Source organism: Burkholderia sp. AU30198, assembly GCF_020419825.1.
Taxonomy (GTDB): domain Bacteria; phylum Pseudomonadota; class Gammaproteobacteria; order Burkholderiales; family Burkholderiaceae; genus Burkholderia.
This window is the reverse complement of sequence record NZ_JAIZSA010000001.1, coordinates 965,802-990,923: the sequence shown is the minus strand read 5'-3', so window position 1 is coordinate 990,923 and position 25,122 is coordinate 965,802. Positions and strand designations below refer to the sequence as shown.

27 protein-coding genes are annotated in these 25,122 nt (G+C 67.2%); 13 read left to right on the top strand and 14 right to left on the bottom strand.

What is annotated here, in order from left to right; all coding sequences use genetic code 11:
- Window positions 1-72: 72 nt before the first annotated feature.
- The 3 genes from LGN19_RS04335 to LGN19_RS04325 all read right to left on the bottom strand — a co-directional run bounded on the left by LGN19_RS04335 (window position 73) and on the right by LGN19_RS04325 (window position 2,323).
- Window positions 73-372, bottom strand: coding sequence for a DUF4148 domain-containing protein (locus tag LGN19_RS04335; protein ID WP_122947209.1), 300 nt, complete (start codon window positions 370-372; stop codon window positions 73-75).
- Between the two features lie 284 nt (window positions 373-656).
- Window positions 657-911 (bottom strand): hypothetical protein, encoded by a 255-nt coding sequence (locus LGN19_RS04330; RefSeq protein ID WP_027791787.1) that lies wholly within the window; start codon window positions 909-911, stop codon window positions 657-659.
- Between the two features lie 53 nt (window positions 912-964).
- On the bottom strand, window positions 965-2,323 hold the full coding sequence (locus LGN19_RS04325) for a D-serine ammonia-lyase (RefSeq protein WP_413227184.1): 1,359 nt from the start codon (window positions 2,321-2,323) through the stop codon (window positions 965-967).
- A 70-nt stretch (window positions 2,324-2,393) separates the two neighbouring features.
- On the opposite strand from LGN19_RS04325, the gene LGN19_RS04320 reads away from it, so the two are divergent.
- The gene (locus LGN19_RS04320) at window positions 2,394-3,350 is read left to right on the top strand and encodes a LysR substrate-binding domain-containing protein (RefSeq protein WP_164462835.1); all 957 of its coding nucleotides are present in this window, start codon (window positions 2,394-2,396) and stop codon (window positions 3,348-3,350) included.
- A 368-nt stretch (window positions 3,351-3,718) separates the two neighbouring features.
- Here LGN19_RS04320 and LGN19_RS04315 read toward each other — a convergent pair whose 3' ends face one another.
- Complete coding sequence (locus LGN19_RS04315; protein ID WP_174956108.1) at window positions 3,719-4,567, bottom strand: sulfite exporter TauE/SafE family protein; 849 nt, start codon at window positions 4,565-4,567, stop codon at window positions 3,719-3,721.
- 320 nt (window positions 4,568-4,887) lie between these two features.
- Here LGN19_RS04315 and LGN19_RS04310 point away from each other — a divergent pair, with 320 nt between their 5' ends.
- The gene (locus LGN19_RS04310; RefSeq protein ID WP_226213360.1) at window positions 4,888-5,784 is read left to right on the top strand and encodes a LysR family transcriptional regulator; all 897 of its coding nucleotides are present in this window, start codon (window positions 4,888-4,890) and stop codon (window positions 5,782-5,784) included.
- 123 nt (window positions 5,785-5,907) lie between these two features.
- Window positions 5,908-6,537: a LysE family translocator gene (locus tag LGN19_RS04305; protein ID WP_122949528.1), complete on the top strand. Its 630-nt coding sequence runs from the start codon at window positions 5,908-5,910 to the stop codon at window positions 6,535-6,537.
- Window positions 6,538-6,609: 72 nt separating this feature from the next.
- Here LGN19_RS04305 and yddG read toward each other — a convergent pair whose 3' ends face one another.
- The 7 genes from yddG to LGN19_RS04270 all read right to left on the bottom strand — a co-directional run bounded on the left by yddG (window position 6,610) and on the right by LGN19_RS04270 (window position 14,296).
- Window positions 6,610-7,554 (bottom strand): aromatic amino acid DMT transporter YddG, encoded by a 945-nt coding sequence (yddG, locus tag LGN19_RS04300; RefSeq protein ID WP_226213359.1) that lies wholly within the window; start codon window positions 7,552-7,554, stop codon window positions 6,610-6,612.
- A 137-nt stretch (window positions 7,555-7,691) separates the two neighbouring features.
- Window positions 7,692-9,194 (bottom strand): aldehyde dehydrogenase, encoded by a 1,503-nt coding sequence (locus tag LGN19_RS04295; RefSeq protein WP_226213358.1) that lies wholly within the window; start codon window positions 9,192-9,194, stop codon window positions 7,692-7,694.
- Window positions 9,194-10,102: a dihydrodipicolinate synthase family protein gene (locus LGN19_RS04290; protein ID WP_226213357.1), complete on the bottom strand. Its 909-nt coding sequence runs from the start codon at window positions 10,100-10,102 to the stop codon at window positions 9,194-9,196. The genes LGN19_RS04295 and LGN19_RS04290 overlap by 1 nt, the downstream gene beginning before the upstream one ends.
- Window positions 10,103-10,178: 76 nt before the next feature.
- Window positions 10,179-11,510, bottom strand: coding sequence for an MFS transporter (locus LGN19_RS04285; RefSeq protein WP_226213356.1), 1,332 nt, complete (start codon window positions 11,508-11,510; stop codon window positions 10,179-10,181).
- A gap of 134 nt (window positions 11,511-11,644) precedes the next feature.
- A complete protein-coding gene (locus LGN19_RS04280) occupies window positions 11,645-12,964 on the bottom strand; it encodes an NAD(P)/FAD-dependent oxidoreductase (RefSeq protein ID WP_226213355.1) in 1,320 nt (439 codons plus the stop codon).
- Window positions 12,965-13,049: 85 nt separating this feature from the next.
- A complete protein-coding gene (locus LGN19_RS04275; protein WP_226213354.1) occupies window positions 13,050-13,781 on the bottom strand; it encodes a GntR family transcriptional regulator in 732 nt (243 codons plus the stop codon).
- Window positions 13,782-14,008: 227 nt separating this feature from the next.
- The gene (locus LGN19_RS04270) at window positions 14,009-14,296 is read right to left on the bottom strand and encodes a hypothetical protein (protein ID WP_226213353.1); all 288 of its coding nucleotides are present in this window, start codon (window positions 14,294-14,296) and stop codon (window positions 14,009-14,011) included.
- A gap of 147 nt (window positions 14,297-14,443) precedes the next feature.
- Between LGN19_RS04270 and LGN19_RS04265 the strand changes: the two genes are divergently transcribed.
- Both LGN19_RS04265 and LGN19_RS04260 read left to right on the top strand, forming a co-directional pair.
- Window positions 14,444-14,800, top strand: a complete 357-nt coding sequence (locus tag LGN19_RS04265; RefSeq protein WP_226213352.1) for an energy transducer TonB — start codon at window positions 14,444-14,446, stop codon at window positions 14,798-14,800.
- 36 nt (window positions 14,801-14,836) lie between these two features.
- Window positions 14,837-15,448, top strand: a complete 612-nt coding sequence (locus LGN19_RS04260; RefSeq protein ID WP_226213351.1) for a hypothetical protein — start codon at window positions 14,837-14,839, stop codon at window positions 15,446-15,448.
- Between the two features lie 66 nt (window positions 15,449-15,514).
- On the opposite strand, the gene LGN19_RS04255 is transcribed toward LGN19_RS04260, so the two are convergent.
- On the bottom strand, window positions 15,515-17,200 hold the full coding sequence (locus LGN19_RS04255) for a purple acid phosphatase family protein (RefSeq protein WP_226213350.1): 1,686 nt from the start codon (window positions 17,198-17,200) through the stop codon (window positions 15,515-15,517).
- 323 nt (window positions 17,201-17,523) lie between these two features.
- Between LGN19_RS04255 and LGN19_RS04250 the strand changes: the two genes are divergently transcribed.
- The 4 genes from LGN19_RS04250 (at window position 17,524) to LGN19_RS04235 (ending at window position 19,748) form a co-directional block, all read left to right on the top strand.
- Entirely contained in the window at window positions 17,524-17,823 is a 300-nt protein-coding gene (locus tag LGN19_RS04250) for a hypothetical protein (RefSeq protein ID WP_226213349.1), read from the top strand.
- Window positions 17,824-18,070: 247 nt separating this feature from the next.
- Entirely contained in the window at window positions 18,071-18,835 is a 765-nt protein-coding gene (locus LGN19_RS04245) for an RNA polymerase sigma factor (protein ID WP_226213348.1), read from the top strand.
- Window positions 18,832-19,248: a hypothetical protein gene (locus tag LGN19_RS04240; protein WP_122947192.1), complete on the top strand. Its 417-nt coding sequence runs from the start codon at window positions 18,832-18,834 to the stop codon at window positions 19,246-19,248. The genes LGN19_RS04245 and LGN19_RS04240 overlap by 4 nt, the downstream gene beginning before the upstream one ends.
- Window positions 19,245-19,748, top strand: coding sequence for a periplasmic heavy metal sensor (locus LGN19_RS04235; RefSeq protein WP_226213347.1), 504 nt, complete (start codon window positions 19,245-19,247; stop codon window positions 19,746-19,748). Before LGN19_RS04240 ends, LGN19_RS04235 begins: the two co-directional genes overlap by 4 nt.
- A 147-nt stretch (window positions 19,749-19,895) precedes the next feature.
- Here the strand turns inward: LGN19_RS04235 and LGN19_RS04230 are convergent, their stop codons facing one another.
- Both LGN19_RS04230 and LGN19_RS04225 read right to left on the bottom strand, forming a co-directional pair.
- Entirely contained in the window at window positions 19,896-20,897 is a 1,002-nt protein-coding gene (locus LGN19_RS04230; protein WP_226213346.1) for an alpha/beta hydrolase, read from the bottom strand.
- A 10-nt stretch (window positions 20,898-20,907) separates the two neighbouring features.
- Complete coding sequence (locus LGN19_RS04225; RefSeq protein ID WP_175219665.1) at window positions 20,908-21,273, bottom strand: hypothetical protein; 366 nt, start codon at window positions 21,271-21,273, stop codon at window positions 20,908-20,910.
- A 406-nt stretch (window positions 21,274-21,679) separates the two neighbouring features.
- On the opposite strand from LGN19_RS04225, the gene LGN19_RS04220 reads away from it, so the two are divergent.
- The 4 genes from LGN19_RS04220 (at window position 21,680) to LGN19_RS04205 (ending at window position 25,091) form a co-directional block, all read left to right on the top strand.
- Window positions 21,680-23,074, top strand: coding sequence for a DUF1800 domain-containing protein (locus tag LGN19_RS04220; protein WP_226213345.1), 1,395 nt, complete (start codon window positions 21,680-21,682; stop codon window positions 23,072-23,074).
- 2 nt (window positions 23,075-23,076) lie between these two features.
- Window positions 23,077-24,234, top strand: coding sequence for a DUF1501 domain-containing protein (locus LGN19_RS04215; protein ID WP_413227177.1), 1,158 nt, complete (start codon window positions 23,077-23,079; stop codon window positions 24,232-24,234).
- A gap of 62 nt (window positions 24,235-24,296) precedes the next feature.
- Window positions 24,297-24,515, top strand: a complete 219-nt coding sequence (locus LGN19_RS04210) for a YXWGXW repeat-containing protein (protein WP_175219919.1) — start codon at window positions 24,297-24,299, stop codon at window positions 24,513-24,515.
- 177 nt (window positions 24,516-24,692) lie between these two features.
- Complete coding sequence (locus tag LGN19_RS04205; RefSeq protein WP_226213343.1) at window positions 24,693-25,091, top strand: lysozyme inhibitor LprI family protein; 399 nt, start codon at window positions 24,693-24,695, stop codon at window positions 25,089-25,091.
- Window positions 25,092-25,122: the final 31 nt, after the last annotated feature.

Here is a 25,122-nt window from a genome sequence, read left to right as displayed (position 1 = left end):
AACGCTACGAGCCCGTCGCGGGACGGGCTCGTGGCCGGTGCGGACTGCGCGCGAAGGCGCGCAGCGGCAGGCTTAGTGGCCGAAGTAGATCGAGTCGTGCGGGTTTTGCACCTTGACGGCCGGTGCGCCGCCCTGGACGGCCGCGGCCGGTTGCGCACCGTAGCCGCTGTTGTCGGCGCCGTGCACGCGGGCTTGTGCGGCCTGGATGTCGGCCGGGTAGTACGGGCTCGACTGGCTCGGCTTGTAGCCGGCGCTTTCGAGCTGGACCAGTTCGTTGCGCACTTGAGCGCGGGTCACGGTGCTTTGGGCGAATGCGCCGAACGAAGCGGACAGGGCGACAGCGGCAACGACTGCGGAAACGAGCGATTTCATGATGACCTCCGATGTTTATTGGCTTTCCGCGTTCGACACCATGTCGTAAGCGGTTGATTACATCGTAGGCGCCGGGTGGCCTAGGGTAAACGTGAGTTTCGGTGAAAGATCGTTGCAACCGGGGCAATAATTTCGAGACAAAAGCTTTCCGTCCCTATTCGATGTTGCCGGATTTGCAAGGGCGAGGGAGGCGGATGCGCGCGGCACGGGTGGCGCGCACGGGTGGGTGCCCGGCGGCGAAGGCGCGGGCGGAGAGGACGAGGGCGGGGGGCGACGCTGACGGATCAGACGTCGTCGTCGATTTCCTTGCGTTCCCGGCGTTCCTCGTTGCCGCGGCGCGCGCGCAGGCGCTGGCGCGACAGCACCGCGATTACCTGCTGGGTCGGCGCGCCGGACGGCAGTTCGTTGCGGATGCGATCGGGCACCATGGGCAGGCCCGCACGCTGCCGGCGCAGCGCCTTGGCGATTGCCCGGCGGCATTCGTCACCGTGGCAATCCCATTCATCGCGGATTCTCTGGCAATAACGGCATTGTTCCATCCGGACAGTCTAACGCGTCTTCGGGAACGGGGCTGGACGCTTGCCCCGACGTGTCATGCACCGGGTGCGATGGCGGCGAGCGCTTGCGCATGCGACTGGAAGCGGCGGTGTTCTTCCGGTGGCACGAGCGAGCCTCCCGTCGCCCAGATGACGTGCGTCGACCGGCGCAGGTCGATCGCGTGGCGATGCACGTAGTCGCGGCCGGCCGGGGACTGCGTCAGCCAGCCGGGACCGCGGACGGCAGCGGCGGCCGACGGCTCGAGTGCCACGCCCGTCGCGTGCAGAACCGCGAGCAACTGGGCGTAGAGCTGCGCGTCGCTGACGGTGAAGACGCCCGCGAGCAGCGACGCCATCAGCGGACTGACGAGGTGCGATGCCTGCGCGACGGCCAGGCCATCGGCCTCGGTCCGGTTGTCGAGCCCCGCGTCGTAGACGGACACGGGCGCACCGGGGCCGGCAGCCAGCTGGACCAGCATGCACGGCGAAGCGACAGGTTCGGCAAAGAAGCAATGCACGTGTTCGCCGAACAGCGCCTTGAGACCATACGCGATGCCGCCCGGTGCGCCGCCGACGCCACACGGAATATGGACGAAGAGCGGGTGCGCCGCGTCCACGCGGCGGCCCGCCGCGGCGAGCTGGGCGGCGAGAGGCCGGGCGCTCGCCGCGTAGCCGAGGAACAGCATCAGCGAGCCTTCGTCGTCGACGAAGTGGCTGCGCGGCTGATGGCGTGCCTGCGCGCGTCCGGCCGCGACGGCTTGCGCGTAGTCGCCGTCATGTTCGATCACGCGAACGCCGCGTTGTCTCAGCCGCGCCTTCTTCCACGGTTTCGCGTCGGTCGACATGTGAACGACCGACTCGAATCCCAGCGCGGCGGCCATCACGCCGATGCTCAGGCCGAGATTGCCTGTGCTGCCGACGATGACGGTGTGCGCGGCAAACCGTTCGCGTGCGGCGGCCGATGCGAGGATCCGGCGGTCGCCCGCGGGTTCGAGCAGCCCGTGTTCGATCGCGATCGACTCCGCGAGCGCGAGCACTTCATGAAAGCCGCCGCGCGCCTTGATCGAGCCGGCGACCGGCAACGCGTCGTCGCGCTTGATGAACCACGCGCCGTATGCGTCTGCCGGAAGCGACAACCTGTCCTGCAGGCTGTCAGCCGGCATCAGCGGCGACTCGATTTTCCCCGCGCTCGCCGCGAGTTCGGGAAACAGCTCGGCCATCAGCGGTTCGCAGCGCGCCAGCCGCGCTTCGGCCATCGCAATCGCGTCGAGCGCCGGCGCGTCGGGCGGCAGCGGGCTGCCGGCATGGGGATTCAGCCACAGCAGCGGGTGGCGGGCTTGCAGTCTGGCTAATAGATCGGCGGGTTGAAGCGTGATAGTCATGGATCGGTCCTGCATCGGATAAACGGGGCACATGGCTGGAATGCTACGATTCCGGAAGCCTGCGCAAAAGCGCTGATTTCTAATGAACCCATTAGCCTGACTGATACCTATGCGACTCGACGGTTCGCTCCTTGGTGCGCTGCTCTGCTTTGAAACGGCCGGCCGCTTGCTGAGCTTCACGAAGACGGCGCAGGCGTTCAACCTGACGCAAAGCGCGGTGAGCCAGCAGATCCGGAACCTGGAGGACCGGCTGGGCTATCCGCTGTTCGTGCGTCAGGCGCGCGGCCTGACGTTGACCGAGAAGGGCGGGATCCTGCTCGGGACGATGTCGGGCGCGTTCGTCGACATCAATCGCACGCTTCAGGCGCTTGGCATGTCGGATGCCCCGCTGCAGGTCAGCTGCCTGCCGTCGCTCGCGCTGCAATGGCTGATGCCGCGCCTGTCCGAATTTCACCGGCAACAACCGAACGTGCCGGTTCGCGTGAAGGCCGAGTTTCAGGTGCTGGATCGCCAGGCCATGGAGACCGACGACATCGATGTGGCCGTGCGCTACGACCCGGTGCAATACGAGCGGCTGCATGCCGAGGCGATTCTCGACGAATGCCTGTTTCCGGTCGCCACGCCCGCCTATCTGGCGCAGCATCCGTCCTTGGCGAGCGGGGAATCGCTGGACGGCGTCGTGCTGCTGCACGACGCCGCTCCGTGGGGCGGCGCACCCGAGTTCGTGGAGTGGCGCACGTGGCTGGAGGCAGTCCGTCCGGCGTGGACCGCGCATCTCGACGGCCCGCAGTTCAATTTCTCGAGCCTTGCCATCACGGCCGCGCTGAACCATCAGGGTGTCGCGATGGGGCGCGCCGCGCTGGTGCATGACGAGATCGCGAGCGGACGGCTCGTGGATGTCTTCGGCACGCACGTGCGTGCGCCGGCGCGCTACATGCTGCTGTCGCGCAATCCCGACGATCCGCGTACCGCGGCTTTTTCGGACTGGCTCAAGGCCGAGTGTGCGCGCTTTGGCGCCGCTCGATCACGCTTGCTGTCGAACGGAAGCCGGCACGAGTAGGTGATACTGCGGGGCAGGTGGGTCGGAGTGCGAATTAGTTGGGCGATGCGTGCAGCCGCCAACTACAATTTCCCGTCCGTCTCCATACGGATGGCTTGCGCTTAGACGGGCTGGCGAGCGTTACTTGAGCTGCCAGATGCCCCAGATGGCGATCAACAGGCCGAGGCCAAATCCGCAGCCGAGCAACACGTAGGTTTCCATTTCATGCCTCTGAAAGCGCGGCAGCGCCGATGTGGGCATCGGCGTGCGAGCGGCAAAGTCGGTGACGTATCGTCCGCGCCGTCGGGCGGGGCGATACGCCGGGTCCGCGAATACTACGCTTCGCAGCTTTCAGAACGCATGCGCGATCGACGGCGTTGCGCCATCTCCTAGTTCTTGCCCGCGTGCGCGTTGTCCATCTGGGTAACGTGCGATCCGCCATGCCGGAACACACCCGATTTCCAGATCATCTGCGACGCCGCGACGAGCACGAACAGCAGCACGACCATCCGGAAAACGCGCGGCGACATCTTGTCCCGCAGCGGGCGAACGAGCCACATGCCGGCAATGGCCGGCAGGCTGGCCGCCGCCGAGATCGCGAGGTCGGCGCCGCTCGCGTGCGCGGTGCCGCTGAACGTCGTGATCAGCGTGACGATCGACACCACCAGGATGATCGCGATCTGCTTCGTGAAGACGCGCCCGGTCGCGCCGGACGAAATCAGGTAGGTGGCGAGCAGCGGGCCCGGAACCGACGCGATGCTCTCCATCAGCGCGGCGCCGAAGCCAAGCGCGAAGCCGACGGGCTTTTGCCACGCGTCCGGCAGGTTGAGTTTCGGCGCGGCGAGCATCAGCGCCGCGGCCACGATCAGCAGCGCGCCGGACGCCGCTTGCGCGTGACCCGGATTGAGCGACAGCAGGATCGCGACACCGACGATATTGCCGATCACGGTGCCCGCGATCGGTGCGGCGATCTTGCGTGCCGTCGCCAGCACCTGGCCGCCTTCCAGCGCCTGCGGAATATTGCCGAGGATGATCGGCATCGACAGCAGTAGCACCGCATGCCGGATCGGCAGGAACTGGCTGAGTATCGGCATCGCGATCAGCGGCACGCCGATGCCCGTGATCCCCTTGGCCATGCCGCCCAACAGCAGCGCGATGGCGATGCCGGCCAGATCGAACGCGCTGAGCCCCTGCAGGCTGGAGACCAGCACACCTTCAGTCAGATTGAAATGCATCATGGAATGGCATGTCGCGGCATATCCGGCAGCGAGCGCTGCCGACGGAGCCTGTTGCGGTCGCGCGCAGGTTGCACGCGTTTGTTCTGGTTGGGCTCGAACCGGACGTCGATCGCACGGCGCCGCGCCGTTGTGCGGCCGGGGCCGCAGGCAATCGACACGCGGTTCGAGGATGCATCTTACCTGAGCGGCGCGTCGGACATTCGACGCTGGCCGCGGCGCGCCACCGGTATCGCCGGCCCGGTTGTGTCCGCGGTTCAATATAATTCACTACAGCTTGCCGCATCATGCACGATGGACATATCCCGGAACAAGGAGACCCGATGACGCTTGCCCAGTTGCAGGCCCTGGCGGCCGTGGTCGAACTCGGCTCGCTCACGGCCGCGGCCGACCGGTTGAGCCGCAGTCAATCTGCGATCAGTCATGCGCTGACCGAGCTGGAAGACATCACGGAGGTCAAGCTGCTGTGGCGCGACCGGCAGCCGGTCGTCCTGACGGCGGCGGGCGAACGCCTGTGGCCGTCCATCCAGAACGTGGTGCGCGAAGCGCAGCTGCTGCGCCAGCAGTTCAGCCTGTCGCGCGGCAAGCTCGAAGGGAAGCTGGTGGTCGCGTCGCTGCCGAGCGTGTCGCTGGCGTTCGTCGTGCCTGCGCTCGAGGCGTTGAAGGAGATGCACCAGGGCGTGTCGGCGGTGCTGCTCGAAGGCACGGACAGCGAAGTCGAAGGGTGGATCGACGACGGGACGGCCGATGTCGGCGTGGTGGCCGGCACGAAGACGTTCGCGCACAATCTGCCGCTGCTCGACGAGGACTTTGTCGCGGTGGCGGCGGACGGCATGTTCGCCAACCGCAAGAGCGTGTCGGCAAAACACTTGTCCACGGCTCCGTTCATTTTCTCGAAGGCAGGATGCGGGCCGGTGATCGCGGATTACTTCGCGCGCAGCGAAACACCGCTGCGGGCCGCGTTCAACGTGGTCGAGATGCGCACCATCCTGTCGATGGCGGAAGCCGGCATGGGCGTGTCGATCGTGCCACGCATCACGCTCACGTACACGCCATTCGGCGGCCGCGTGCTGGCGCTGTCGCCGAAGCTGCATCGGTCGGTCCGGTTGTCGTGGAATACGGCCGGCAATGCGGTTGCGGATGAGTTCGTGCGGCTCGTCGACGCGCAACGCGCGAAGGCAGGGAAGGCGCTCCACACGCGCGCGAAAAAGGGCAGGTAGCGTGCGGCCGGTGCGATGAACAGCGCTCATGAGCGGCTTGCAGTTTATTCATGACGACGGCGGCCGAGATGCAATACATTGTTCGAACTCGCCTCTGACCGCTTCGCCCCGAAGGAGATTGCCGTGCCGGCCTTGCCCACCTTGCTTGCTTTCGGACTCGTGTCGCTCGGCATGGTGCTGACGCCCGGGCCGAACATGATCTACCTGGTATCGCGCTCGATCTGCCAGGGCCGCCGTGCCGGGCTGGTGTCGCTCGGCGGCGTCGCGCTGGGGTTCGTTTTCTACATGGTGTGCGCGGCGCTGGGCATCACTGCGCTGGTGATGGCCGTGCCGTATGCGTACGACGCGTTGCGCTTTGCCGGCGCGCTTTATCTGGCGTACCTGGCGTGGCAGGCGCTGAAGCCGGGCGGCCGCTCGGCGTTCCAGGTCAGGCAGTTGCCGCACGACAGCCGTGCTAGGCTGTTCACGATGGGCTTCGTCACGAACCTCGCGAATCCGAAGATCGCGGTGATGTACCTGTCGCTTCTGCCGCAATTCATTTCACCGGGGCACGGCAGCGTACTCGCGCAATCGCTGGCGCTCGGTTGCGTGCAGATCGCGGTGAGTGTCAGCGTGAATGCGCTGATTGCGTGCATGGCCGGCGCCATCGCGGGCTTTCTGGCGGGGCGGCCGGTCTGGGCGTCGGTCCAGCGCTGGTTGATGGGCACGGTGCTGGCCGGGCTGGCCGTGCGTATCGCGCTGGAGTCGCGCTAGCGCGAGTGACTGGCGGTTTGCAGGACCGCCGGGGGCGTTCGATCTGCTGCGCGGCGACAGCGCCGGACATCGTCAGCCCTGGCAATTGCCCTGCGCTTCGTTGCCGACCCGGACGGGGGCGGCTTTTTCACGGCGCCGGCTGCGCGTCGCGAGCCAGCACAGGATCGACCCGCCGCAAACCATCGATGCGCCTTGCCAGAATTCGATCGACAGCGGCGCATGCAGCAGCGTCGCGGCGAGCATGGCGGCGAGTACCGGGGTGAAGTACGACGCGCCGACGATGACCGTCACGTTGCCGTGCATGATGCCGGTGTTCCAGGCCGCGTAGCCGAACCCCAGCGCCGATGCGGCCAGCACGATGTAGATGACCGCATGCAGGCTGAACGTCATGCCGCCGCCGCCTTCGACCGCGAACTTGATCCAGAGCGCGAGGGCCACCAGCATGAAGAACGGCGTGACGCCGTTCTTGCCGTTGGCGAGGCGCGCCGTCACCGTGCAATAGCCGGCCCAGATCAGCGCGCCGAAGAACGCGAGGCCGTAGCTCAGCGGATTGTCGGCGACGTTGTGCAGCATGCCGGCCGGATCGAGGCCCTGGTCGCCGCCGAGCACCCGGCAGATGCCGAGCATCGACAGCAGGACGCCCGGCACGACCAGCAGGTTGGCGCGCTGCTTGTTGAACACGATCGCCGCGACCAGCGTGAAGCTCGGCCACAGATAGTTGACCATCGCCACTTCGATCGCCTGCTGGCCGTTGCTTGCATAGCCGATCGACAGCGACAGGCACAGCTCGTAGGCGACGAACAGCAGCCCGCCCCAGAGCAGATATTTTTTCGGGAATCGGCTCAGATCGGGGAAGCCGATCGTAAACAGCAGAAGCACGGATGCCACCGTGTAGATCATCGCGGCGCCGCCGGTCGCGCCGAGGCTTTCGCTCACCCCGCGAACGAGGGCGACGACGGAGGCCCACAACAACACCGCGCCGAGCCCGGCGAGCGTTGCCTTATTCTTGCGCTTCATGCTTCCTGCCTGTTTCAACATTCAAATTCGGTTTCAGGTGATTCGGTTCCGCCTGCCCGTGCCGCAATGGCAGACGGAATGATCCGGTTGCGGCCGTCACGCAGCGCGGCGGCAACCGGCAATGCCACGCAGCCCGCTTACGCGGGGTCCACGGGTACGTCGATCCAGATGGTCTTGATCTCGGTGTACTGGTCATGCGCCCAGACCGACTTGTCACGGCCACCGAACCCGGACTCCTTGTAACCGCCGAACGGCGTCGTCACGTCGCCTTCGCCGAAGCAGTTGACGGTCACGACGCCCGCGCGGATCTCGCGCGACAGCCGGATCGCATGGTTCAGGCTGCCGGTGTAGACCGAAGCGGCGAGCCCGTACACCGAGTCGTTGGCCAGCGCGATCGCTTCGCCGATGTCCGTGAACGTCGTCACCGACAGGACCGGGCCGAAGATCTCCTCGCGGAACAGCCGGCTGTGCCGGCTCACGCCGTCCACGACGGTCGGCTCGACGAAAATGCCGCCGTCGGTGTGGCCGCCGAACGCAACGTGCAAGCGCTCCGTACCGGCCTGCTCGAGATACGAACGCACTTTCTCGAAGTGGGCCTTGCTGACCATCGCGCCGATCCGGTGCGCCGGGTCGAGCGGGTTGCCCATCTTCCATTCGCGCATCTGCGTGCCGATACGCCGCAGCAGGTCGTCCTTGATGTCGGCATGGACGATCAGCCGCGACGACGCCGAGCAGTTCTCGCCCATGTTCCAGAACGCGCCGTTGACGACGTGCTGCGCGACCGCGTCGAGATCGGGCGCATCGGGCAGCACGACCGCCGGATTCTTGCCGCCGCACTCTAGCACGATGCGCTTCAGGTTGGATTCGGCCGCGTACTTGAGGAACTTCCGCCCGGTATCCGTCGACCCGGTGAAGCTCACCATGTCGACGTCCGCGTGACGGCCCAGCGGCTCGCCGACTTCCTTGCCGCCGCCCGGCAGCACGTTGAAGACGCCGGCCGGCACGCCGGCTTCGTGCGCGAGTTCCGCGACGCGCAATGCCGTGAGCGTGGTTTCCTTGGCCGGCTTGACCACGATCGAGCAGCCGGCCGCGAGCGACGGGCCGATCTTCCACGCGAGCATCAGCAGCGGGAAATTCCACGGCAGCACGAGCCCGACGACGCCGATCGGCTCGCGCACGACCAGCGCCAGCGCGTTGCCGCCGACGGGCGCGGTGTTGTCGTAGATCTTGTCGATCAGCTCGGCGTGCCAGCGGATCGTATGAATCGTCTCCGGCACGTCGGTGTTCTGGCATTCGCGGATCGGCTTGCCGCTGTCGAGGCTTTCCATCGTCGCGAGTTCGTGCGCGTGCTGCTCGAGCAGATCGGCAAACTTCAGCAGGACGGCCTTGCGGTGCGACGGCGCAAGCTTGCGCCAGCGACCGTCCTCGAACGCCTGCCTTGCATTGGCGACCGCGAGGTCGACGTCGGCCGCGTTGCATGCGCCAATCTGTGCGAGGACGGCATCGGTGGCCGGATTGACGGTCGCGAACGTGTCGCCGGAGCTGGCCTTGCGGAAGGCGCCGTCGATGAACGGCCCGGCCGGAAACCGCAATTGCGCGGCAAGCTCCGCGTATTCGGACGCGCTGAGCAGGTCGGTCATCAGGCTTTGCCTCCGGTGACGGCGGCGACTTCACGCTTGATGCCGGCCACGATCGCGGCCAGCGCCTGCTTTTCCTGTTCGTCGAGCCCGCGCAGCGGTGCGCGCACGCCGCCCGCGCGCAGCCCCGCAAGTTCGCAACCGTACTTGATCGACTGGACGAACTTGCCGCCTTCGAGGAAATCCATCAGCGGCATCATCGCGGACATGATCCGGCGGCCCTTGTCGAAGTCCTTCTCGATCGCGCACGCCTGGTACAGCGCGATATGCTCGGTCGGCAGGAAGTTCGAGCCCGCGCATACCCAGCTGCGCGCGCCCCACGCGAAGAACTCGAGCGCCTGGTCGTCCCAGCCGCACGACACGCTGATGGTCGGGAACTCGCGTACCAGCATGTGCAACTGGCCCGTCTGGCCCGAGCTTTCCTTGATCGCGACGATGTTCTTCGACGCGTCGCAGACGGTGCGGAAGAATTCGCGGTCCATCGATACGCTCATCCGGCCCGGGTAGTTGTACAGCATGATCGGCAGGCCGGCCGCGCGATCGATCTCCAGCGCGTGCGCCGCGTTTTCCTGCTGCGTGGGCAGCGCGTAGGGCGGCGAGCCGACCAGGATCGCGTCGGCGCGCACGGCCTTGGCCGCCTTCGCGTATTCGACGGAATCCTCGGTGCGCACCGCGCCGGTGCCGATCACGAGCGGCACGCGCGAGCCGATCACTTCACGCGCCCAGGCGCCGAGGTCAAGGCGTTCCTGCGCGGTGTGCGCATAGTATTCGCCGGTCGAGCCGCCGATGATGATGCCGTGCACGCCCGCCGCGATCAGCGATTCGATCACTTCGGCGAATGCGGTCTTGTCGATCTGGCCGGCGGCGTTCAGGGGCGTGATGGCCGGGGTGTAGATGCCTTCGAAATTCATGGTGTTCTTCCGCGGAAATGGAAACTTTCGGGTTGACGAAAGGTGCGCCGTCGTGACGGCGCACCGGTAACGGGTATCAGTGATTGAGTGATGCGGCTTCCTGCAGGCTGAGCGAGCGCGTCTCGGGCGCCAGCGCGAGCGATGCGATCAGCCCGACGAACGAGACGGCCGCCGCCGCGTACATGGTGTTGCCGATGCCGACGGTCTGCAGCGCGATCGGCACGAGCCAGGTGCCGACAGCCGCGCCGATGCGTGACAGCGATGCGCCCATGCCGACCGCGAACGCGCGGATGTCGGTCGGGAAGATTTCATTCGGGTAGACGAGCTGCAGCACCTGCGCACCACCGATCAGCACCGCATACGCACCGAACAGCACGAGGATCAGCACCGCCGAGCCACCGGAGCAGGCGCCGAGGGCCAGCAGTGCCAGGCCCGACCACAGGAAGCTGTGGATCACCATCGCGCGGCGGCCGAGTTCGTTGATGATCCACGTCGCGATGATGCAGCCGACCACGAACAGCAACGTGATCGCGACGGAGCCGAACGATTCCCACTTGCCGGTTAGGTGCAGCGCTTCGAGCACGCGCGGCGCGAACGAGTAGACGGCGAACACGGGAATCACGGAGCAGCTCCAGAACACCGATACGAACAGCATCCGTTTGCCGTAGCCGGAATGCAGCAGCGCCCACAGCGAGATTTTCTTTCCGGTTTGTTCTTCCGGCAGGTTCTTCACCGAGAACGACGGGCCGTAGACTTTCCGGATCACGTTGTCCGCTTCCGCCACACGGCCCTTGCTGAGCAGCCAGCGCGGCGATTCGGGCGTGCCGATGCGCACGACGAACAGCGCAAGACCGATCACGGCCGGGCTGGCCAGCACCCAGCGCCACGCATCGGGGCCACCGCTGCCAAGGATGATGTTGCCGACGATGTACGCGAGCGCGGCGCCGAAGAACCAGATGATCGTCAGCATCGCGAGGCGCGGCCCGCGATACTTGCGCGGCATGAACTCGACGAGCAGCGAGCCGGCGACCGGGTATTCGATGCCCACGCCGATGCCGATCAGGAAGCGCAGCACGAACAGCGCTTCGCCCGACTGGACCCAGAGCTGCGCGAGCGAGCAGACGAAGAAGATCACCGGGCCGAAGAAGTAGGGCTTCTGCCGCCCGAGACGGTCGCTCAGCCAGCCGCCGATGAAGCCGCCGAAGAAGATGCCGATCAGCGCGGACGCGGCGACCATGCCTTGCCAGAAGCCGGTCAGGCCGAGCGCGTCGGAAAACTGCACCATCGCGACGCCGATGATGCTCAGCACGTAGCCGTCCATGAGCCAGCCGCCGCCCGAGCGGACCGTGAGCAATTGGTGGAATCCATTGAGCGGAACATCCTCGATGGACATGTGATTCGTTGACATTGCCTGTCTCCTTCCATGAAATGGCGCACGGAATACCGTTGCGCGATCTATTGATATGGTCTACTAAGCGTGATGCATGAATCGATGTCGTTGTTAGGGTGCTTCCTGGCGGGGTTACGCTCGTCGCGGCCCGGTCAGCTCTCGAGTCCCGCCTTGCGTTGCCCCCACCAGAGCGTCGAGTTGACGCCGATCGACAGAAACGGCTCCGGCGGGGTGCGGTTCGGTCCTGATGTTTGCAGCAGGAAGTCGACCAGCTCGCTGCGCTTGCCGGCCAGCCAGTCGGCGAGCAGCGTGCCCGTCACGGTGCCGCGCGTGATGCCGAGGCCGTTGCAGCACAGCGCGCCGTAGACGTTCGGCGCAAGCTGCCCGAAGAATCCCTTGTGGTTCTGCGACAGCGCCAGCGAACCGCTCCACGTGTACTCGAACTCGACGCCCGGCAGCATCGGGAAGCGGCGCTCGAATGACAGCCGGTGCCGGTCGGCGAAACGCGGCAGGTATTTTTCGCGCGGGCGGCCGTCGGGGTTGAAGCTGAAGCTGTTGCGCACCAGGATGCGGTTGTCGTGCGTGCGACGCAGCGTGCTGCCGAACGGGTCTGCCGGGATCACGCCCCAGAACGGCTTGCCGCCCAGTTGCGCCTGTTCGGCACCGGTCAGCGGCCGTGTCAGGCTCGCATACAGGAAGACCGGCAGCATCGTGTGCTGCAGGAAGCCGAAGCGCATGCCGAACGCGTTGTTCGCGAGCACCAGCTTGTCGACCGTGATCCGGCCGTGGCGGTGCGCGAGCACGATCCTGTCGCCGTACTCGACGTCGGTGATCGGCGTGTGCTCGTACAGCGTCACGTTCGGCGGCAGGCAGTCGGCCAGACCCTTCACGAGCGCCGACGGCTGGATCAGCACGGTGCCCGGCGTGAACAGTGCCTTCCGGTAGAACGACGTGCCGATATGCGCAGGCAGATCCTTGCCCTCGATCATCTCGTACGGCTGGCCGAGCTTGTCGAGACCGCGGCGGTATGCGTCGAGCACGGCGATGCCGCGCGGTTCCACGGCTGCCTGGTATTTCCCGGACGCGCTCAGCGCGCAGTCGATACCGTGTTCGGCGACGAGGCGGCGCAGGATCGTCTGGCCGAGCACGTTCAGCTTCAGCGTCGTCCGGGCGGTGGGGATGTCGCCGATGTAGTCGTCGGCACCGATGTCGTGCGGCAGGTCGATCGCGAAACCGGCGTTGCGCCCGGAGGTGCCGAAGCCGACTTCCTGTGCGTCGACCAGGACGATCTCGTCATCCGGAAAATTCAGTGCGAGCTGCCGCGCGGCGGCCAGGCCGGTGAAACCCGCGCCGACGACGGCCCAGCGCGCGCTGGATTCCCCGCGGTGCGATGGCCGGGGCTGACGCTGCCGGCTGGTGTGGTACCAGCCGCACATCTTGTCGTCGGCTGGAAGCGATGTGACATTAAGCATGCCTAAATCCAATATCGGTAAAGAGTCCTGATCGATGGCGTGAGAAGGCGGCGCACGTGAAAGCGTGCGCCGTCTGGTGCGGCCGTTAAAACTGGATGGGTACGTCGAGGCCTTCCGGGATCACGTACTCGGCCATACGGCGTCGCGACAGCTCCATGTGGCTGCGGACCAGCTCGCCGGCGCGCTGCGCGTCGCGCTGCGCAATCGCTTCGATGATCTCGTCGTGCTGCTTTACTGCGGTTTCCAGATCCTGCTGCATGTCGCTCGTCGCCGGCGAGCGATAGAAAATCTTGCCGAGGCGGGCGTGATCGATCAGCACGCGGCGCAGGCTCGGCATCAGGTAGGCGTTGCGCGCGATCCGGCCGATCTCGAAGTGGAACGCGTCGTTCTGCAGCACGCGCGCCTGCAGGTCGTTCTCCTCGATCGCGGTGCGAAACCGCGCCTGGATCGTCTTCAGCCGTTCCACTTCTTCCGCCGTCGCGTGGCTTGCCGCCAGCTGGGTCGTCGCGACATAGATCAGCGGGGCGGCCAGGAAAAAGCTGCGCAGCGACTGATAACCCATCGGCGACACGCGGGCCGGCCGGTTCGGCTCGAGTTCGAGATAGCCTTCCGCCGCCATCTGGCGCATCAGTTCGCGCACCGGCGGGCGCGAGAGCCCGAACTCCTCGCTGAGCGCGAGCTCGTCGACCACGGCGCCGGGCGCGAGCTCCATGCTCACGATGCGTCGCCGCAGGGTCTCCGCCATTACGTTCTTGCGATCCGCCGAACCGCCGGATTCGGCATCCGGTGCGGCGGTCTGAAGCTTCTGTCTGGACATGATTTCATTGTCTACAAACTGTAGACACAGTTTAGGTTGAGAATAGACCAAGCAAAAATAAGGGTTTACACCTTAACTCGTCGCGCGGGCGAGGCGGGCGCGGGTTGGCGTGCCCGGACATGCGTAGCTTAAAGGGACGAAGCCGGGAGGGCCGAATGGCGGGCGTTGGCCGGGGGGCGGCCGGGCGTGTGCGGACGATTCGGGCGAGCTGGCGAAACGGCAGCCGGTCATGCGTCGTCGATGTGCCAAGCCGCGCCGATTGCCGTCAACGCGTGGCCGATCGAGTCGAGCATCGCGTATCGCGACCGCCCAAGTGTCGTGGCCAGGAAGAAGCCGTCGTCTTCGGTCCACAGGTTGACCAGCGGCCAGCCGTCGGCGTCGCCACGGACTTCAAGCTGTCGTCGGTCGGGATCGATGTCGATGTCGCCATGCGCCTGCCGCAACGCGTTCGCGATTGCATCGAATGCGTCGGCCGACGGGATCGTGTGGATGCGGTATTCGAAACTCATCTTCATGGACCGGTGGGCGAGGCAGGCAGTCTAACGCGCGTCGTCGCACAATGCCCCGCAACGGGCGTGCGAGAGGTGCCTGCGCGCCATCGCGGTATAGTCACGCAGCCGTCGTCGCATGCATCGAATCCCATAAGACCAACCAGAAGATCCATGTTGAATCGCTCAAGGCTCGTCATTTCAGCCGCCGCCTTCGCCGCGCTTTCTGGCGTCGCGCGTGCCGACGCGTCCTACCGCTATGCATCCGAAGTTGCGCGCTGCACCCGGATCGATTCCCGCGACGTGCCGTACCCGGCCAGCGCGCGTCATGCAGGGCAGAGCGGGGAGGTGACGGTCGGCGGCGTCGTGCTGCCGGACGGCACTGTGTCGGACGTGACGCTGCTGGAGAGCAGCGGGCATGCGGAACTCGACGCCGTGGTGACTGCGGCGTTCGTGCGTATTCACTGTACCGCCGACGAAGGCGCGCGCCCGGTTCGCATGAAGGAGAAGATCACGTTCTCGCTGATGTAGCCAGCCACCCATATCGCGCTTTCAGAGAGGGAAGCCATGAAAGAAGTGCCGTATTTCTCGCAATGGGAGTCGTCGCACCTGGTGTCGCGGTTCGTAACCCGCGAACTGCGCTCGGAGGACGACCCGTTGTGGCATCGCTCCGGCGCGAGCACGCCGGAAGAATATGCGCAGTGGAGTCCGAGCATCTGCGGCATCGCGTGCCTGAAGATGCTGCTCGCGCACCGTTCGAACACGATCGTGCCGTTGCTCGAACTGGTACGCGAAGCCATCGGGTTCGGCGTCTACCGGCCCGAACTCGGCGATACCGGCAAGCGCCTGCATTACCGGCCTTTCGTGCACTGGGTGCGCGAGCGGTACGGGATCGACGGCGACGTCGTGGAAGGGATCGATTCGGCCGCGCTCGAACCGAAGCTGCATGACGGCCACATGCTGATGGCGTCGGTTCATCCCGGCATCCGGCACGACGGGTTCGAGCCGCCGTCGCGCGGCGGCCATATGGTGCTCGTGTTCGGCGCGAACCGCGACACCGGCGACTGGCTGTTCCACAACCCGTCCGGGTTCGACGTGCACACGCAGCAGAGTGTGGCGATGCCGCGCGCGACGTTCGACCGCTATTTCGCGAACCGCGGCATCCTGATCGCGCCGTAACGTTGCGCACGCAACGGGCCGGGCGCGGGAAGCATCGGGCGCCCGTCGCAACGGGCACCCGCGCGATCAGCGTTCGTTGCGCTTCTTGCTCAGTTCGATCGTCTCGAACAGCTCGTAGTCGGCGGTCGGGTGCTGGTCGGCGCCCGGCGCGTGGTAGTAGCGCATCGTGATCGTCGTGTGCCCGCCCGGTTTGCCCGGGTCGTGGTCGAACACGGCGATCCCGTAGCCGGTACCGGTATCGCGCCGCGCGGACCAGATCGCATCCTCGAGCGCATCGGCCGGCGCGCGCACGAACGTATTCGGCGCCGTGCCCGGCACCGGCCGGTTCGGCTTCGTGAACACTTTCGCGCGTGCAAAGCCGGTCGACGGGTTCTCGCCATACACGTCGAGCGGTGCGCTGGTGCCGCCGCCACCGAGGATCAGGTGGATCGTGCCGTGGCTCGTGTCGAACTTCGTGCGATCCGGGTCGTTCGAGGCGACCGGACGCGGCTGCAGCGTCTCGACGACTTCGCCGGTCGTCGCATCGACGCCCGCACGGTGATTGCAGCCGCGCACCGGGTAGCTGCGCTCGTAGTCATGATCGTGGCCGCACAGCACGAGATCGACGCCGTAGCGGTCGAACAGCGGCAGCCAGGCTTCGCGGATGCCCTTGTCGGAGCCGTTGCCCGTCTTCGACGAACTGAGCGCGTCCTGGTGCATCTGCACGACGATCCAGTCGATGTCGTCGTCATGCGCGGCATGACGCAGCGTGTGTTCGAGCCAGCGTGTCTGCTCGCCGTTGCTGTAGCCGCGCACGTAGAGCGACGTGCCGGGCTCGATCGGCGGGCGGCCCGTGCTCGCGGCCGGCACGAGCGGCGCGGGGCCGCCGACGAACGCGGCGGCGTCCTGGTACACGACGTCGTCGGCGTCGAGCGACACGAACAGCACCGAGCTCACGCGGAAGCTGTACCAGCGGCCCTGGAAGCGCGTGCCGTTCTCCGGCAGCGTATAGCGCGCGAGATACGAGTCGAGCCCCTGCGGGCCGTTGTTGAACTCGATCTCGTGATTGCCGGGGCACGGCATCCACGGACGATTGGCGGCCGACGTCTGGTTGTTGTTGCCGAAATCGCGCCACACCTCGGGTTGGTGCGCGGGGTTCAGGTTCGCGTAGCAGAGGTCGCCGTTCAGCAGGTGGAACAGCGGCTGGAACTGCTCGACGGCCTGCACCGCGAAGCGGCTCTGCGGCGACGACAGCACCCATGCGCCGTTCGGCGTCGCGAGATCGCCGTAGCTCGTGAAGCGGAACGGTGCGCGGCCGCGCGGCGCGGTCGAGAAATTCGCGGAGAACGGCTGCGCGGCGTTGCTGTCGTTGTCGGCCGTGATCTCGTAGCGGTAGCGCGTATTCGGTTTCAGCCCGTGCACGCGCGCGTGGTACGCGAACACGGTCTCGCCGTTCAGGCCGTCGGTGTACAGGCGCTGGACACCGTGTACGGTGCGCGGCGGTTCGCCGTCGGCGACGATGCGCGCGCGCGGATTGACGGCCGATGCGAGCGATGCCCACGAGATCACGACTTCCGACGTCGGGTCGTTGCCCCACGTCAGGTGGACCTGTTCGGGCGTGCCGTCCGGGTTTGACGCGGCGGCCCTGGTTGCCGCGAGACCGCCGGCGGCGGTGGCGAGGCCGGACACGCCGGCGAGTTTCAGGAAGCCGCGACGCGACACGGACGCGGCCGGCTCGTTCGGCTGGATCGGGGAGTTGTCCTGGTTCGACATGGTCGGTGTTTTCGTTGGTGGAGACGCGAGATGTGGAACCGCCAGGCCGTGCGCAAGCGTGGCCGGGGCGTGGGCCGGAAACGAGCGGGATCCCGGTGCCGAACATTGTCGAAGGGCAGTTTTGCCGGGTTGTGACAGCACGGCAACCCCGCGCAAGCGTCGGCACATGCCCAGGCGTGCGCACCGCGCCATCCGGCCCGCGCCGACGCGCGTCGGGTTCGACCGAAATTTTTTTGCCGACATCGCGACGGATTCTGTTCGGCCGCGCCGTTTAACGCATGAACGGCCGCTTCCGGTCGATACCCGTTACTTCGGAGTCTTTCATGAAGCTTTCCATCCCGTTGCGGTTTGCCGCGGCAGGTGTGGCCGCGCTGGCTGCGTCCGCCGCCTTCGCGCAGGCCGTCATCGTCGCGCCATACGCGCCGCCGCCGCCTCGCGTCGAAGTGATGCCGGCGCAGCGCGCGGGCTACGCGTGGGACCAGGGCCACTGGCAGTGGCGGCAGGGCCGCTACGTGTGGATTCCAGGCCACTGGCAAGTGGTTCGCGTCGGCTATCACTGGGTGCCGGGCCACTGGGTCGCGCGCGGCCCGGCGTGGCGCTGGGTTCCGGGGCACTGGGCCTGATGTGCATGCCGCCGCACGGCACGCGGTGCCGGCCCGGCGGCTTTTGCCCGCAACGTCATGAGTCGCAGCCATGCCTTTTCGAACCGTGGTGATCCTGGCGGCCGCAGCCATCGTGCTGGCCGGCTGTGTCGTCGTGCCGGCGCGCCCGGCCTATTACCGGCCCGCGCCGGTCGTCGTATATTGAGCGCGCCGGCCGCCGCTCACGCGCACGCGCCCGGGCGGCCGGCACCCGATCGACACGCTCGCCATGCGGCCTGAAACGGATGCCGATGAAACGGATCTTGCCGAGGCCGTGCGCGACGCGTGCGGCGATTCCGAACCGCCAGTGTGGCGGGGCCGGGTAATGGCGCGGCGCATGCAAGGAGAGCACGACGATGAACTTCAGTCTGCCGGCGGGCGCATCGACGATCGCGCCGCGGCACAGACGCGCGATGCGCTGGAGCGCCCCGCGTTGAGCGACGGCGATCCGGACGCGGCACTGGTGGCACGGGTCGGCGCGCGCGACGCGTCGGCCGTGCGCACGCTCGTCGCGCGCAAGCTGCCGCGGCTGCTCGCGCTTGCGACGCGCATGCTCGGCGACCGCACTGAAGCCGAGGATGTCGCCCAGGAGACGTTCTTGCGGATCTGGAAACAGGCGCCGGGCTGGCGCGAAGGCGAGGCGCGGTTCGACACGTGGCTGCATCGCGTCGTGCTGAATCTGTGCTACGACCGCCTGCGCGGCCGCCGCGAGGAACCGGTCGACGTGTTGCCCGACGTGCCCGATCCGCAACCGGAGCCGGCCACCCGGGCGGAGACCCGCTCGCGCGACGCGCGCGTGCGGCAGGCGCTCGCGGCGTTGCCGGCGCGGCAACGCGAAGCGCTCGTGCTCCAGTACTATCAGGAAATGTCGAACGTGGAGGCGGCCAACCTGATGGGCATTACCGTCGACGCGCTGGAAAGCCTGCTCGCGCGCGCACGGCGAAACTTGCGCGCGCAACTGGCCGGCGATTCACCTAGCGAGGACATCCGATGACACCCGAACGATTTCGTACCATCGTCGCCGCGTATGGCTCGGATGCGCGGCGCTGGCCGGACGGCGAGCGCGCGGCCGCCGAGGCCTGGGCGCGTGCGCATCCGGGCGACGCATTGGCGGCGCTGGACGATGCCGCCGAACTCGATGCGTGGCTCGCCAACGATACGGTCGCCGCGCCCGCGCCGGCGCTCGTCGAGCGCATCGTCGCGACGGCGCCCGCACCGCGCCGCGCGCGGCGGCGAGGCGCGGTGTGGTGGTCGGGCGCGGCATTCGCGGGCGTGGGCCTGGCCGGCGCGCTCGCGGGCGCGGTGGCCGTGTCGATGCTGATGCTCGGCAGCGTGCCGCCTTCACACGAGCCCGGCTACCTGACAACGACGTTCGGTGGGCCGAGCGTGGACTGGAGTGATGAATGAGTGAGCGTGGCTGGAAATTCATCCTCGTCGGTTCGGTCGTGCTGAACGTATTCATGCTCGGCGCGATCGGCGGCGGCGCGTATCAGTGGTTCTCGACGCATCGCGACCTGCGGGCCGCGGGCGCACCGGCGTCGCGCACCGCATTGCGTTTCGCCGCGGACGAATTGCCGGACATGCGTCAGCAGGAATTCGCCGCGGCACTGAAGGCGGCGCGCAAGGACGGCCGCGATTTCGCGCGGGAAGGGCGCGACGGCCGGATCACCGTGCTCGATCTGCTCGCCGCGCCGCAACTCGATCGCGCGGCGGTCGACGCTGCGCTCGACCGTACGCGTGCGGCCGATACCGCGCTGCGTGCGCAGGTCGAGCGCAGCGTCGTCGATTTCGCGGCAACGCTGACGCCGGACGAGCGCACGAAGTTCGTCGACGGGTTGCGGCGTAGCGGTAACTGGCGGTTGCCGCCGCAGTTGCAGAAGAAGCAGGACGACGCGGGGAGTCGGTAAGCAAACGCCGTGCGGGTGACGCGCGGCGGCGTGCCCTTTCAGTGATGCGCAACGCGTGCGCGGAAGGTGGGCCGGCGCATGCTGGCGGGCGAGCTTCAACGAAGGATCGCAAGGGGTAATCGCGACTGCGCTACGCGGCACGCATGTTCAATGTGCCAGCATCCACGCGGAGATCGCGTCGACCACGCCGCTCTCCAGGCCATTGAAGCCGTGATAGGCAAACGCTTCGCACGGATCGCCCCGGGACGTGCCGCCCGACACGATCATCAGGTCGGATTTCGGCGACTGGTCCAGCTTCTTCATCAGCGTATCCGTTTCGGACACGGGACAATTCCTGCAGCCGTCTTTCTCGTGATGAACGACGAGCACCGGAATCCTGAGGCTGGCAAGGTTCATGTCCGTGACCGCGGTACCGCCTCTGTCTTCGCGGAGGATGGTGGAGGTCAGCACGATACCGTCGGGCCCGCCGCCGCCGGCCAGCGCAATCGCAATGGCGGCGACGGACTGGGTGCCGCGGCTCGTCCCGACCAGCCAGACCGGCACGTGCAGTTGCTCCCGCATCCAGGCGATCACCGCACGCGCGTCGTCGGCATGTTCCTTCGACAGTCGAAAGCCGTTGAGGTAGGGCGCGGATTGCCGGTCGCTCGGTGCATCGATCACGGCGACAGCGATGCCGTCCTTCACGAACAGCTGCCGGGTGCGGACGAGAAAGTTGCCTCCCCCCCATCCGAACCGACCGGACGGATCTAGCTGCAGCCCGCCGTGTCCGCCGGCATAAAGAATGGCCGCGGCCTTCGGCGCGTCCGGCGCGATGAAGAGAAACCGTTGGGTCACGCCGGGACGGGTCGGAATGTCGACGACCTTGGGCGGGTTCTGCGCATGCGCCGGATAGCCGTGCAGCGTCAGCGCGACTGCAAGCAGCCACGCGCGGGTCCAGCGCGTGGGCGGACGCATCGATCCGAAGCAACGAAACCGCGCACGCAAGCTGACGGGAAGAGTGGGCATCGTAGTGGTGGCCGGTGCATTCCGCCGCGGCAGGCCGGAATGCGGCGGCTTGTCCTGGTCAATGGAGTGGCGCCACGTCGACTCGATGGGTGTCGAGCCGTGGCGGCTCGAACTGTCGTGTTCGCGCCGACGCGCAATGCTCAATGCTCAATGCTCAATGCGATTCGACAAACTGAATGATTTCGCCGTTGTCGCGCTTGAGATAAAGGTCGTCGCCCTTCACGCGAACGTCGTTGCACGAGTACGGGATCTTGCGGCCCTTGCTGCAGACCTTGCCGTCCTCGGCTTTCCAGTCGCCGTGATCGGCGAACCCCTGGCTCGACTTGAAATCGTAGTCGCCGCCATTGCCGTACTGGACATGCCACTGCGTACCGTCCGCCAGTTTGATGTCGAATGCCTTGCCTGCGAGACGTTGCTGGATGTCCGATGCGGCGGGTGTGGTGGAACCGTCGGGAAAGGCCGATTGATCGGCGAAAGCGATAGCGGGAGTCAGCAGGAGGATGGCGAGCAGCTTGGTCATGGTCAGTCTCCGGTTGTACCGAATTCTTGCTTTGGGGCGAGACGACGAAACTCCGTGACGCGGGGGCGAGACATTCCATTGAGTCTAGGTGGCTTTCCGGGAACGGCAAGCGCCCGGGCGGCTGCGGCCGGTGAGCCTTCCGACGGATTCATGCCGGTCAGGCCAATGAAAGCCCGTTGGTCGAATTTCGAAATTCACCCGTCCTTCGCAGGGACACGCGACCCCGATACGGCGGCTGGGCGATCCACCGATTTGCTGCATTCTTCAGCCGAATCCGCGACGGGAATTCAAGCTGCTGCACGCACGCATTCGAAGCCGCGCGACGCACCAGAAATATTCGTCTTCCCGGCGACGGATTTCCCGCCGACCGACGTTAAACACGGGTACGCATCGCGAGAGCCCCGTCATGGACCACCCGAACGACATCACACCGGCCGCCATCGCGCTGAACCGTTTCGGTCTCGGCGCGCGGGCCGACGAAGCGCCGCCTGCCGACCCGAAGGCGGCGCTCGTCGCGCAATTCGACCGTTACGACGCGCGGCCTGCCGCGTGGGCCGGCGAGCCCGACGCGGTTGCGCTTGCCACGCGCTTCGCGAACGCGCGCAACGCTATGACGGCCAACGATCCGGCAACGAAGCGCGCGACCGAGCAATCGATCCGGCGCGACGGCAACGACACGTATCGCAGTGCCGTCGTCGCCCGGCTGAACAGCGCGCTGATCACGCCCGCGCCGTTCGTCGAGCGGCTCGTGCATTTCTGGGCGAACCATTTCGCGGTATCGGTCGACAAGGGGCCGGTGGCGGCCTACGCGGGCGCGTTCGAACGCGACGCGATCCGCCCGCACGTGCTTGGCCGTTTCGAGGACATGCTGGTCGCCGTCGAGCAGCATCCCGCGATGCAGCTCTTCCTCGACCAGGCGCGCTCGGTCGGCCCCGACAGCCCGGCCGCGCTGCGTGCCGAAGCACGCGATCCGTCGGCCAAACGCGGGCTCAACGAGAATCTCGCGCGCGAAATCATGGAGCTGCACACGCTCGGCGTACGCACGGGTTACACGCAAGCCGACGTGACGGAATTCGCACGCGCGCTGACCGGCTGGAGCATCGCCGGCGGGCGCGGCCGGCAGCCCGGCGATGCAGCGCCCGGCGCGTTCGTGTTCCGCCCGAAACTGCACGAGCCCGGCGCGCGGACCGTGATGGGGCGCAGCTACGACCAGCCTGGCGAAGCGCAGGCGCGCGCGATCCTGCACGACCTCGCGCATTCGGAGGCGACCGGCCGGCATATCGCGTTCCAGTTGGCCCGTCATTTCGTCGCCGACAATCCGCCGCCCGCGCTGACCGACAGGCTGGCCCGCGCATTCGATACGAGCGGCGGCGATTTGCCGACCGTCTATCGCGAGCTGGTCGATGCGCCCGATGCATGGGCGCCGGTCAACCGCAAGTTCAAGACGCCGTGGGAGTGGGCCGTGTCGTCGCTGCGCGGGCTCGGCTGGCGCGACACGGGCGACCTGAAGGCCGCGCCGTTGCTCGCGCAGCTCGGCCAGCCGGTGTGGCGGCCCGGCTCGCCGGCCGGTTATGACGACGTTGCCGCGAGCTGGGCCGCGCCCGACGCGCTCGTGCGCCGCGTCGAGCTTGCGCAGCGGCTGGCCGCGCGCACGGGCGACCGGCTCGATCCGCGCACGCTCGGCAACACGTTGCTCGCCGGTTCGTTAAGCGCGCCGACGGCGACCGCGCTGTCGCGCGCCGAAAGCGCGACCACGTCGCTCGCGCTGCTGCTCGTATCGCCTGACTTCCAACGGAGATGACCATGGCACTGTCCCGCCGACAATTCCTGAGCGTGGCCGCGGCCGGCGCAGGCGCGATTCTCGTCGCGCCGCGGATCGTGTTCGCGAACGTCGAGACCGATCGGCGCTTCGTGTTCGTGATCCAGCGCGGCGCGGCCGACGGCCTGAACATCGTCGTCCCGTATGCGGAGCCCGCGTATGCGTCGCTGCGCGGCCCGCTCGCAATCGACACGGCGGCCGCGACGCGGCTCGACGGCACGTTCGCGCTGCATCCGTCGCTCGTGCAGACCGCGCAGTTGTACCGCGACGGGCAGGCGCTGTTCGTCCATGCGATTGCATCGCCGTATCGCGACCGTTCGCATTTCGATGGCCAGAACGTGCTCGAGACGGGCGGCCGCGCACCGTACCACGTGAAGGACGGCTGGCTGAACCGGCTCGCCGCGCTGCTGCCGGCCACGCGCGAAAACGCGATCGCGTTCGCGCCGACCGTGCCGCTCGCGTTGCGTGGCACGGTGCAGGCCGCGTCGTACGCGCCGTCCGGTTTGCCGCCCGCGCCGGACGACCTGCTCGCGCGCGTGTCGGCGCTCTACGAGGCCGACGCGCAACTCGGCCCGTTGTGGCAGTCGGCGATGGATGCGCGCGGCCTCGCCGGCGATGCGCATGCGCGGCAGGATCCGGCCGGTGTCGGCAAGCTCGCCGCGACGTTCCTCGCGCGCGACGACGGCCCGCGCATCGCGATGATCGAGACGGGCGGCTGGGACACGCACAGCGCGCAGAATGCACGGCTCGCGAATCAGCTGAAAGCACTCGACACGATGCTCGCCGCGCTGCGCGACGGCCTCGGGCCCGCATGGCAGCAGACCACGGTGCTGGTCGCGACCGAGTTCGGCCGCACGGCCGCCGCGAACGGCACGGGCGGCACCGATCACGGGCAGGCGTCGGTCGCGATGCTCGCGGGCGGTGCGGTCGCCGGTGGCCGCGTGATCGCCGACTGGCCGGGGTTGCGGCCTGGCGACCTGTATGAAGGGCGCGACCTGAAGCCGACCGCGTCGCTCGACGCGCTGATTTCCGGCGCCGCCGCCGATAGCCTGCGGCTCGATCCGCATCGCACTGCGTCCGCGCTGTTCGCGGAAAGCGGCGCGACGCGGCCGATGAGCGGCTTGATTCGCGGAGCCGCATGACGTGCGGCGTTGCCGTTTCGGCACTGAATCCATCCACTACACAAAAGGGAGAATGCAAGATGTTGAAGATGCGATCCGTTTCGCTCACCGTGCTGGTCGCGGCCAGTGCGACGCTGCTGTCCGCGTGCGTGGTCGAACCCGTGCGGCCGCCGCAGCCGGCGCCCGTCGTCGAGGTGGCGCCGCCGATGCCCGCGCCAGGCTATCACTGGGCGAAGGGGCATTACCGCTGGGCCGGCAATCATTGGGCGTGGGTGCCCGGGCACTGGGTAGCTGTGTACTGATCGGGCATGCCGTGCCATGCGGCGCGGGTGCCGGGATGCGGGGCAGCGTATTGAAATGCGACGCGCGTTGGCCTAAGCTGCCGGGTCCCGGCGACGGGCATCCGGCAACGGGCTTCCCCGTTCGTCCATCGCGGCGAGCCGATCCACGGCCGCCGTTTTCTACGTCACGGCACCCACATGAAAGCATGGCTCGTTGCGCTGGCCGTCGCGGCCGGCATGACCGGCGCGCACGCCGCGTCGTTCAATTGCGCGAAGGCGTCCACGTTCGTGGAGCGCGAAATCTGTACCAATCCGACGTTGTCGCGTCTCGACGATGCGCTCAACGCGGATTACGAGGACATGCTCTACGATTTCGGCAACTATCCGGTCGAGGATCCGCCGGAGTACGAGCAGTTCATGGCAACCCAGAGGGCGTGGCTGAAGGCGCGTAACCGCTGCACGACGACGCAGTGCCTGATCGACAGTTACCGCAAGCGGATCGACGTGATGTGCGGGCAAATCGACTGGCAGGTGAAAGGCGATCGCGCGAAATGCCGCAGCAATGGCGGCCTGGGCGGGCTCAAACTCGCTCACTGAGTGCGCGCATTGCGCGAGCCGGGATCGATCA

Bases quoted from the DNA above. Each gene is read 5' to 3' on its own strand.
- LGN19_RS04335 (WP_122947209.1), bottom strand. From the start codon at position 372: ATGAAATCGCTCGTTTCCGCAGTCGTTGCCGCTGTCGCCCTGTCCGCT.
- LGN19_RS04330 (WP_027791787.1), bottom strand. From the start codon at position 911: ATGGAACAATGCCGTTATTGCCAGAGAATCCGCGATGAATGGGATTGC.
- LGN19_RS04325 (WP_413227184.1), bottom strand. From the start codon at position 2,323: ATGTGCCCCGTTTATCCGATGCAGGACCGATCCATGACTATCACGCTT.
- LGN19_RS04315 (WP_174956108.1), bottom strand. From the start codon at position 4,567: ATGATGCATTTCAATCTGACTGAAGGTGTGCTGGTCTCCAGCCTGCAG.
- LGN19_RS04310 (WP_226213360.1), top strand. From the start codon at position 4,888: ATGACGCTTGCCCAGTTGCAGGCCCTGGCGGCCGTGGTCGAACTCGGC.
- yddG (WP_226213359.1), bottom strand. From the start codon at position 7,554: ATGAAGCGCAAGAATAAGGCAACGCTCGCCGGGCTCGGCGCGGTGTTG.
- LGN19_RS04295 (WP_226213358.1), bottom strand. From the start codon at position 9,194: ATGACCGACCTGCTCAGCGCGTCCGAATACGCGGAGCTTGCCGCGCAA.
- LGN19_RS04290 (WP_226213357.1), bottom strand. From the start codon at position 10,102: ATGAATTTCGAAGGCATCTACACCCCGGCCATCACGCCCCTGAACGCC.
- LGN19_RS04285 (WP_226213356.1), bottom strand. From the start codon at position 11,510: ATGTCAACGAATCACATGTCCATCGAGGATGTTCCGCTCAATGGATTC.
- LGN19_RS04280 (WP_226213355.1), bottom strand. From the start codon at position 12,964: ATGCTTAATGTCACATCGCTTCCAGCCGACGACAAGATGTGCGGCTGG.
- LGN19_RS04275 (WP_226213354.1), bottom strand. From the start codon at position 13,781: ATGTCCAGACAGAAGCTTCAGACCGCCGCACCGGATGCCGAATCCGGC.
- LGN19_RS04270 (WP_226213353.1), bottom strand. From the start codon at position 14,296: ATGAAGATGAGTTTCGAATACCGCATCCACACGATCCCGTCGGCCGAC.
- LGN19_RS04265 (WP_226213352.1), top strand. From the start codon at position 14,444: ATGTTGAATCGCTCAAGGCTCGTCATTTCAGCCGCCGCCTTCGCCGCG.
- LGN19_RS04260 (WP_226213351.1), top strand. From the start codon at position 14,837: ATGAAAGAAGTGCCGTATTTCTCGCAATGGGAGTCGTCGCACCTGGTG.
- LGN19_RS04255 (WP_226213350.1), bottom strand. From the start codon at position 17,200: ATGTCGAACCAGGACAACTCCCCGATCCAGCCGAACGAGCCGGCCGCG.
- LGN19_RS04250 (WP_226213349.1), top strand. From the start codon at position 17,524: ATGAAGCTTTCCATCCCGTTGCGGTTTGCCGCGGCAGGTGTGGCCGCG.
- LGN19_RS04245 (WP_226213348.1), top strand. From the start codon at position 18,071: ATGCGGCCTGAAACGGATGCCGATGAAACGGATCTTGCCGAGGCCGTG.
- LGN19_RS04240 (WP_122947192.1), top strand. From the start codon at position 18,832: ATGACACCCGAACGATTTCGTACCATCGTCGCCGCGTATGGCTCGGAT.
- LGN19_RS04235 (WP_226213347.1), top strand. From the start codon at position 19,245: ATGAGTGAGCGTGGCTGGAAATTCATCCTCGTCGGTTCGGTCGTGCTG.
- LGN19_RS04225 (WP_175219665.1), bottom strand. From the start codon at position 21,273: ATGACCAAGCTGCTCGCCATCCTCCTGCTGACTCCCGCTATCGCTTTC.
- LGN19_RS04220 (WP_226213345.1), top strand. From the start codon at position 21,680: ATGGACCACCCGAACGACATCACACCGGCCGCCATCGCGCTGAACCGT.
- LGN19_RS04215 (WP_413227177.1), top strand. From the start codon at position 23,077: ATGGCACTGTCCCGCCGACAATTCCTGAGCGTGGCCGCGGCCGGCGCA.
- LGN19_RS04205 (WP_226213343.1), top strand. From the start codon at position 24,693: ATGAAAGCATGGCTCGTTGCGCTGGCCGTCGCGGCCGGCATGACCGGC.